General features: G+C 73.5%; 6 protein-coding genes. 3 read left to right on the top strand and 3 right to left on the bottom strand.

Translation table 11 applies throughout. The annotated features are described in order from the left end of the window. Window positions 1-854, bottom strand: an 854-nt coding sequence (locus tag ABT186_RS46985) for a sirohydrochlorin chelatase (RefSeq protein ID WP_351930562.1), incomplete at its 3' end; no start/stop codon positions are given. Between the two features lie 210 nt (window positions 855-1,064). On the opposite strand from ABT186_RS46985, the gene ABT186_RS46980 reads away from it, so the two are divergent. From ABT186_RS46980 to ABT186_RS46970, 3 genes are all read left to right on the top strand, one after another. Beyond that, window positions 1,065-1,760 (top strand): SanA/YdcF family protein, encoded by a 696-nt coding sequence (locus ABT186_RS46980; RefSeq protein WP_351234115.1) that lies wholly within the window; start codon window positions 1,065-1,067, stop codon window positions 1,758-1,760. 2 nt (window positions 1,761-1,762) lie between these two features. Next, entirely contained in the window at window positions 1,763-3,232 is a 1,470-nt protein-coding gene (locus tag ABT186_RS46975) for a membrane-associated oxidoreductase (protein ID WP_351234113.1), read from the top strand. Between the two features lie 132 nt (window positions 3,233-3,364). Continuing rightward, the gene (locus tag ABT186_RS46970) at window positions 3,365-5,965 is read left to right on the top strand and encodes a molybdopterin oxidoreductase family protein (protein WP_351930560.1); all 2,601 of its coding nucleotides are present in this window, start codon (window positions 3,365-3,367) and stop codon (window positions 5,963-5,965) included. Between the two features lie 25 nt (window positions 5,966-5,990). Here ABT186_RS46970 and ABT186_RS46965 read toward each other — a convergent pair whose 3' ends face one another. Beyond that, window positions 5,991-6,944 carry an intradiol ring-cleavage dioxygenase gene (locus ABT186_RS46965; protein ID WP_351930558.1) on the bottom strand — a complete coding sequence of 318 codons (954 nt, stop codon included), beginning with the start codon at window positions 6,942-6,944 and terminating at the stop codon, window positions 5,991-5,993. Between the two features lie 108 nt (window positions 6,945-7,052). Then, the gene (locus tag ABT186_RS46960; protein WP_351930556.1) at window positions 7,053-7,463 is read right to left on the bottom strand and encodes a gamma-glutamylcyclotransferase family protein; all 411 of its coding nucleotides are present in this window, start codon (window positions 7,461-7,463) and stop codon (window positions 7,053-7,055) included. Window positions 7,464-7,745 lie beyond the last annotated feature (282 nt).

The raw sequence follows: 7,745 nt of genomic DNA, 5'->3' as shown, positions 1-7,745 counted from the left end.
GCCTGATCGAAGCGGTGCAGGACCAGGCGGGCCATCGCCGGGTGGGCGCCCAGCGGGGCCGCCGCGATCCACGGGGCGGCCTCCGCGCACTCGGTGGCGAAGCGGCCTGGCGCGGCGAAGTACGAGGCGACGGCGACCCGGTGCCGGCCGCGGGCGGCGAGCGCACGCACCGCGGCGGACACGGTGGGTGCGGCGGCGGAGGCGTAGGCGGGGAGGACGGGGACGCCGAGGCGTTCGGCGAGAAGCTGGGCCGTGCGGCGGGTGTCGACGGCCGAGTCGGGGTCGCGGGAGCCCGCGGCGGCGAGCACGACCGCGCTCGCGCGGCGCTCCGCGTCGCTCAGCCGCATCCGCCAGCCGGCCTCGACGAGCCGGGAGTACAGGGTCTCCACAAGGAGGGGGTGCGGGCCGAGCGGGGCCGCCACGCGCGTGTCGGCCTGCGCCGCGGCGGCGGCCTCCGGGATGTCGTGCTTGACGTGATACCCGCGGCTGAGGAGCAGCGGTACGAGGACGGCGCGTGCGTCGCCGAGGGAGGCGAGGGTGTCCGGCAGCAGGGGCTCGTTCAGCTCGATGTGACCGAGGTGCACGGGCAGGTGCGGGCGCAGCTCGCGGACGCGTTCCGCGAGGGCGTGCACGGTGGCGAGGGCGCGGGGATCACGGCTGCCGTGCGCCACGAGGACGAGCGCGGGCGGGGCCGGGCGCCGGGTGCCGTCGAGGGAGACGAGGCTGAGCTGGCTGCCGAGCTGGCTGGTGATCCGGTTCATGAGTTGCGCCGTACTGTCGAGGTGGGCGCCACGGAGTGGCTGGCCGCCGGGGCGGAGGTGGGACTCGTCGCGAGGAGGGTTCGACGCCGTCATGGACCGATCCTGGCGGTACGAGGTTGCCACGCCGTTGCGTGGCCGTGACCGCGTTGTTTTCCAGGGCTTCACGGTGCGGTGGTGGATGGTGTGAGGGGGCGCGGTGATTCTTTCGCACGCCCCTCGTGGTCCGCGCGAACCGGATCACCGTACGCTGCGTCCCCACTGGCGACACTGGTGAAGCCACCGAACCCGGGGGGACACGTTTCGATGGGCCTGTCGCGCCTGAGGATCCGCAGACCGCGCCTGCCACGCACGCGCGCCGGGCAGCGCAGGGCCGTGCAGGGCCTGATGCTGCTGTGCGTCCTGGCCCTGCTTCCGGCGACGTGGATGTTCCTGACCACGGGCGACCGGCTGCGGACGACCGCGGACGCCCCGCGCACGGACGTCGCCGTCGTCTTCGGCGCGGGCCTGTGGGACGGCGAGCCGTCGCCGTACCTCGCCCACCGGCTCGACGCGGCGGCGCAGCTGTACCGGGCGGGCCGCGTCAAGGTCGTCCTCGTCACCGGCGACAACAGCCGCAAGGACTACGACGAGCCGGACGCGATGCGCGCCTATCTGGCGAAGCACGGCGTACCGCGCGGGCGGGTCGTGACCGACTACGCGGGCTTCGACACCTGGGACTCATGTGTCCGGGCGAAGAAGATCTTCGGCGTGGACCGTGCGGTCCTGATCAGCCAGGGCTTCCACATCCGCCGCGCGGTCGCCCTGTGCCGGTCGGCGGGCGTGTCCTCGTACGGCGTCGGCGTCGACGAGAAACACGACGTGACCTGGTACTACGGCGGCACCCGGGAGGTCTTCGCAGCAAGCAAGGCGGCCCTGGACTCCCTGTTCCACCCGGCCCCGACCTTCCTCGGCCCGAAGGAGCACGGGGTCACCAGGGCGCTGGCGGCGGCCGGGGGCTGAGCATGGAGATCACGGATCTGACGCCCGCCGAGCGCCGTATCTGGGAGGCCTTCCCGCTCGGCGAGGGCGTCGACTTCCGCGAGGGCGCCGACGACGACCCGACGGCGGGCGCGTCCTGGGGCCCGGAGCGGACGGTACGGGCCGAGGTGCTGCGGGCGCTGCTGCTCGACGGGCCGGCCCGGGGCGGCGAGATAGCCGGGCTGAAGGTGTGGGGCGCGCGCATCACCGGGGTGCTCCACCTGATGTACGGGACGGTCGGACACCCCGTCCGGCTGCGGTCCTGTCACTTCGACGAGGTCCCGAACCTGTACGGGGCGCAGATCAAGGCGCTGGTGCTGAGCGACTCGGTCCTTCCGGGGCTGACCGCCGGAACTCTCCGTGTCGACGGGGTGCTGCGGATCTCCTGCTGCCGGATCACGGGTCCGGTGCGGCTCGCAGGGGCGAGGATCTCCGGCGCGTTCTTCACCAATGGGGCGCGGCTGGGCAGCCCCGACGAGACCGCCGAGGAGCCCGTCCTCCAGCTCAACCACGCGGAGATCGCCACGGACGTGTGGGCCGTCGGGCTGGTCGCCCACGGCGAGGTCCGGCTGAACGGGGCCACTGTCGGCGGGCAGGTGAACCTCAATGACGCGGAGCTGTCCTCCCCCGGCGAGACCGCTCTGCACGCCGAGACCCTGGCGGTGGGCACCGATCTGCACGCCATGCGGCTGCGCGCCCGTGGCCGGGTCAATCTCAGCGGCGCCCGTGTTCCGCGCCAGCTCAATTTCGCCTACGCCCGCCTGTCCAACCCCGGCGGCCAGGCCCTGCGCGCGAGCAGCTGCGCCGTGGGGGAACTGTGGCTGCGCGAGGCCGCGCCCATCGAGGGCGACGTCAATCTGCGCCGTGCCCAGCTGGACATCCTGCATGTGCCGCCCGGAGTACTTCCCGGACGTGTCCGGATCGACGGGCTCAGCTACCGCGTCCTCACCCCGCACCTCCCCGCCGAACAGCGCCTCCCGCTGCTGGAACGAGAGGCGGACGGCTACCTGCCGTATCCCTACGAGCAGTTGACGCAGGCGTACCGCACTGCGGGCGACGACGCCGCCGCACGCACCGTCCAGCTGGCCAAGCTCCGCAGGCACCGCCGCACCCTGCCGCGGTACGCCCGGCTGTGGGGCTATGTGCAGGACGCGGCGGTCGGCTACGGCTTCCGCCCGATGCGGGCCGCCGGCTGGCTGCTGTTACTGCTGTGCACCGGCACGCTCACCTTCGCCCTGCACCATCCGCCCGCACTCAAGCCATCCGAGTCGCCCGAGTTCAACCCGCTCTTCTACACCCTCGACCTGCTGCTGCCGATCATCGACTTCGGCCAGGAGCCGGCGTTCGCCCCGCGCGGCGGATACCAGTGGCTGTCGTATCTGCTGATCGCCACCGGCTGGGTCCTGGCGACGACGATCGCGGCGGGCGCCACGCGCGCACTGAACCGGCAGTAACCGGCAATAACCGGCAGGAGGCACGGACGGCCGGGATCTCACGCCGCCCGCCGACCGACGGGGAGGTCCTGGTCCCGGCCGTGTAACGGCGGGCGCCCCGGCGCGTAACACGCCCGACGCACGCTGAGCGGCATGCAGACCACCTCGACGCCCACCCACTGCCCGTACTGCGCCCTGCAGTGCGGGATGAATCTGTCGCCCCTGCCGCAGGGGGGCGTCGAGGTGGCCGAGCGCGCGGACTTCCCGGTGAACCGGGGCGCGCTGTGCGGCAAGGGGCGGACGGCGCCGGAGCTGCTGTCGTCCCGGGTGCGGCTGACCTCGCCGTTGGTGCGCTCCGAGGGCGTCCTGGTGCCGGCCGGCTGGGACGAGGCCCTCGACCGCATCGCGCGGGGGCTCTCCCACGCGCGGGCGGAGCACGGCCCGGACGCGCTCGGGGTGTTCGGCGGGGGCGGCCTGACGAACGAGAAGGCGTACGCGCTCGGGAAGTTCGCCCGGGTGGTCCTCGGCACCTCGCAGATCGACTACAACGGGCGGTTCTGCATGTCGTCGGCGGCGGCCGCGGGCGTGAAGGCGTTCGGGCTCGACCGGGGGCTGCCCTTCCCGCTGGAGGACATCCCGAAGACCGGCTGTGTGATCCTCGTCGGCTCGAACCTCGCGGAGACGATGCCGCCGGCGCTGCGGTACTTCAACGAACTGCGCGAGAACGGCGGCACGTTGATCGTCGTCGACCCGCGCCGCACGCGGACCGCCGAGCAGGCGGACCTGCATCTGGCTCCGCGGCCCGGCACGGACCTGGCGCTGGCGCTCGGTCTGCTGCACCTGGTCGTCGCCGAGGGACGCACCGACGAGGCGTACATCCAGGAGCGCACGAGCGGCTGGGAGGGGACGCGGGCGGCGGCGATGGCGCACTGGCCGGAGTACGTGGAGCGGATCACGGGGGTGTCCGTTCCTCAACTCCGCGAGGCGGCACGGCTGTTCTGCGAGCCGGAGGCCGCGATGGTGCTGACCGCACGCGGGCCCGAGCAGCAGTCCAAGGGCACGGACACGGTGAGCGCGTGGATCAACCTGTGTCTGGCGACCGGCCGCGCCGGCCGCCCGCTGTCCGGCTACGGCTGCCTGACCGGGCAGGGCAACGGGCAGGGCGGCCGTGAACACGGCCAGAAGGCCGACCAGTTGCCCGGCTACCGCAAGCTGACGGACCCTGCGGCGCGACGGCACGTGGCCGAGGTGTGGGGGGTGGACCCGGACTCGCTGCCAGGGCCGGGCCGCAGCGCCTACGAGCTCCTCGACGCGCTGGGCTCGGACGTCCGCACACTGTTGCTGATGGGCTCCAACCCGGTGGTGTCGGCCCCGCGCGCCGCGCACATCGAGGAGCGGCTGAGTTCGCTGGACTTCCTGGCGGTGTGCGATGTGGTCCTCTCGGAGACGGCGGAGCTGGCAGACGTCGTCCTGCCGGTCACGCAGTGGGCGGAGGAGACCGGCACGACGACCAATCTGGAGGGCCGGGTCCTGCTGCGCCGCCGCGCGCTGACCCCGCCGCCCGGGGTCCGCAGCGACCTGGAGGTCCTGCACGAACTGGCCGCCCGCCTCGGCGTGGAGAAGGGCTTCCCCACGGACCCGGAGGAGGTCTTCGCCGAACTCCGCCGCGCCAGCGCGGGCGGCCCGGCGGACTACTCCGGGATCACATACCGGAGGCTGGCGGAGGAGAACGGACTGTTCTGGCCGTGCCCGGCGGTTCCGGCCGACGAGGACGCGAGCAGCTCGGACGGGGAGCCGTCGCGCGACGCCGCGGGCGGGACCATCGCCGCCCCGGTTTCGGACACGACGACCGAGAACGCAACAGCCACCGCCCGGCCCACACACGTGACAGCCGAGAACTGGACCACCCCCGCCCGGACTCCAGGCACGACGACCGAGAACGCAACAGCCACCGCCCGGCCCACAGACGGGACAGCCGAGAACTGGACCACCGGCGCGCGGACTTCGGACACGACGTCCACGAAGGGGACCGCCGAAGACGGGACCGGGGCCGCGACGAGCCCGACCGGAACCACCGAAGACGCAACCGCAGGCGGAACGGCCCAGGCCCGTTCCGCGGCCACCGCCGCCCGGGACGGCGAGGGCGCTGCCCTCGGCCTCTTGCCCGACAACCCGTCCGGCGACGCCGAGCCGACGGACCCGGCCGGCCGGCCACACGATGCCGCGCAGGGCGCCCCCGAGCCGGCCGTCGTAGGACCGGGCCCCGAAGGGGCACACCCCGGTACCCCCCGTCTCTTCCTCGACCGTTTCGCCACCGAGGACGGGCGGGCGCGATTCGCTGCCGTGTCGTACCGGGGTATCGCCGAGGAGCCCGACGACACGTACCCGGTGCTGCTGACCACCGGGCGGGTCGTGGCGCAGTACCAGTCCGGGGCGCAGACCCGGCGCGTCGAGGAGCTGAACGCCGCCGCACCCGGGCCGTACGTGGAGATGCATCCGCGGCTGGCCGAGCGGCTCGGCGCGGTGGACGGGGACGCGGTCGCCGTGGTGTCGCGGCGCGGACGGGCCGTCGCGCCCGCGCGGATCAGCCGCGCCATCCGGCCCGACACCGTGTTCATGCCGTTCCACTGGCCGGGCGAGGGCCGCGCCAACACGCTGACCAACCCGGCCCTCGACCCCACCTCCCGCATGCCGGAGTTCAAGGTGTGCGCGGTGCGGCTGGAGCGGGTGGGCCAGGAGGCCGCCGCGGGATAGGACCGCAGGGTGTGGCGCCGCCCGGTCAGGGGGCGGGCGTGCGCGAGGCGCTCGCCGCGCTGTCCGGCGGGGGTGTGCTCGCTGACGCTCCTTCGGACGGGGTGGCCCGCGGCGGCTCGGGCGTCTCGTCGGGCGGTGGGGCACTCGGCTGCCGGGGTTCGCCGCCCCCCACCCCGGAGTGCTCGCGCGTCGGGTCGATCCCCACGGTCAGCGTCGCGACGAACCCGTTGTCCACGTCCCCGGTGACGTCCATCAGCCCGTCCCTGGCGCCGCCCCCGTGGTACACGGTGTCCTGCGCGAGCCGGGTGCGCTTCCCGGTGTGCGCGGTGTAGGGGGCCTTCTCGTACACCTCGTCGGCGTACCGGTCGTCGAAGAAGAGCTGGCCGGTCCAGTTGACCCGGCCGCCCTCGTAGGTCAGGCCGGCCCTGTGGCCCCCGGTGTGCACCTTGACGTGGATGTGGGGCGCGCGCGGTGTGTACCAGCCGGGGAAGACCGTCCTGAACTCGGCGACGCCGTCGGCATCGGTCGTCTGGTAACCGCGCAGATACGTCAGGGGGTTCGCACCGCTGGTGTCCTTGCCCGCGGCGGGCACCGTGCCGCCGGGATGCTCGCCCTGATAGCCGGAGTGGTAGCCCCAGGCGTCGCACTGCCAGATCTCGACGGCCGCGTCCTTGAGGAGGGCGCAGGCGTGGGGCTGGTCGCGCACGGTCAGCCGTACCGTGAGCGGGACACCCTTCTTGCCTTCGGTGATGTCCTTGCGGAAGAGCGCGCCGGGCAGGTGGTACGGCCCCTCGGTGACGCTCGGGTTGAGCACGCACAGCTCGGCGCCGGGGGCGGGCGCCGGCACCTTGTCGGGACCGGGCCCGTGCAGGCCACGGTGCGAGGAGGAGCAGGAGCTGATCCCGAGCCCCAGGACGGCACCCGCGGCGGCGCCGCCCAGCGCGAGCGCACGCCGCCGGGTGATGTCGCTTTCGCTCATGGCCGGGACCCTAGGCAAGGCGGTCCGACGGCGGGGAGGTGGCGCACACGCCGGTCGCCCGCACGAGCGACGCGAACGGCCGACTGCCGCCCTCGACAGGACGCCGCCTCAGCGACGGGTGAGCCAGTCCCCGCCCTTGATCGGCGTACCGTGCGCCCGCAGCCGTGCCGCGACTGCGGGCGCGGCGACGTACACCCAGGCCCGTACGGTCCTGCCGTCCCCGGCCGTCACATCCCGGGCAACCCGCTCGTACAGGCTGCGGGGATCGCCCGGCACGTACTCCTCCAGGTGGTCGAGGACGGCGAGCAGTTCCCCGTACGCCTCGGGCAGCGCGGTGACGATCTCGCCGCTGACCGCGCCGTCGGCCGCCTCCACGGCATACGGGTAGCCGGGGCCGTCGTACAGCACGGCGCCCGGCAGCAGCCCCGGCTCCTCGGACCGGATGCGGCCGCGCAGGAAGAGGTCGTGGTTGTGCTCGCCGGGGCGCAGGGTCCCGTACACGAAGAACGGCAGTTTCACGCGCCTGCTCCCCGGAAGCGTCGCAGTTCTGTCAAAGCGTTGCAGAAACGATTCTGACCCCTCACACATCTCCTCGAACGCTCTATGGACATGACATGTCATGAACCCTTAAATCGTGGGGACGTCAGGGCCCCCACCCCTGCCCCCCACGTGCGCCCCCACGCGCCTTCCCTAGGAGACCGATGAGTCGGATACGGCACATCCGAGGTTCCCGTCTCGCCGCGGCCGGTACCGCCGCGACCACCGCGGCCCTGCTGGCCGCCGCCCTCGCCCCGGCCCCCG

The sequence above is a fragment of the Streptomyces sp. NPDC001634 genome (assembly GCF_040298185.1).
Lineage (GTDB): Bacteria > Actinomycetota > Actinomycetes > Streptomycetales > Streptomycetaceae > Streptomyces.
Note: the sequence above shows the minus strand (reverse complement) of the source record. Positions and strands in the feature narration are given on the sequence as shown.

What these genes read in the sequence shown, in the direction of transcription:
- ABT186_RS46980 (WP_351234115.1), top strand. Translation starts at nt 1,065, where the DNA reads ATGGGCCTGTCGCGCCTGAGGATCCGCAGACCGCGCCTGCCACGCACG.
- ABT186_RS46975 (WP_351234113.1), top strand. Translation starts at nt 1,763, where the DNA reads ATGGAGATCACGGATCTGACGCCCGCCGAGCGCCGTATCTGGGAGGCC.
- ABT186_RS46970 (WP_351930560.1), top strand. Translation starts at nt 3,365, where the DNA reads ATGCAGACCACCTCGACGCCCACCCACTGCCCGTACTGCGCCCTGCAG.
- ABT186_RS46965 (WP_351930558.1), bottom strand. Translation starts at nt 6,944, where the DNA reads ATGAGCGAAAGCGACATCACCCGGCGGCGTGCGCTCGCGCTGGGCGGC.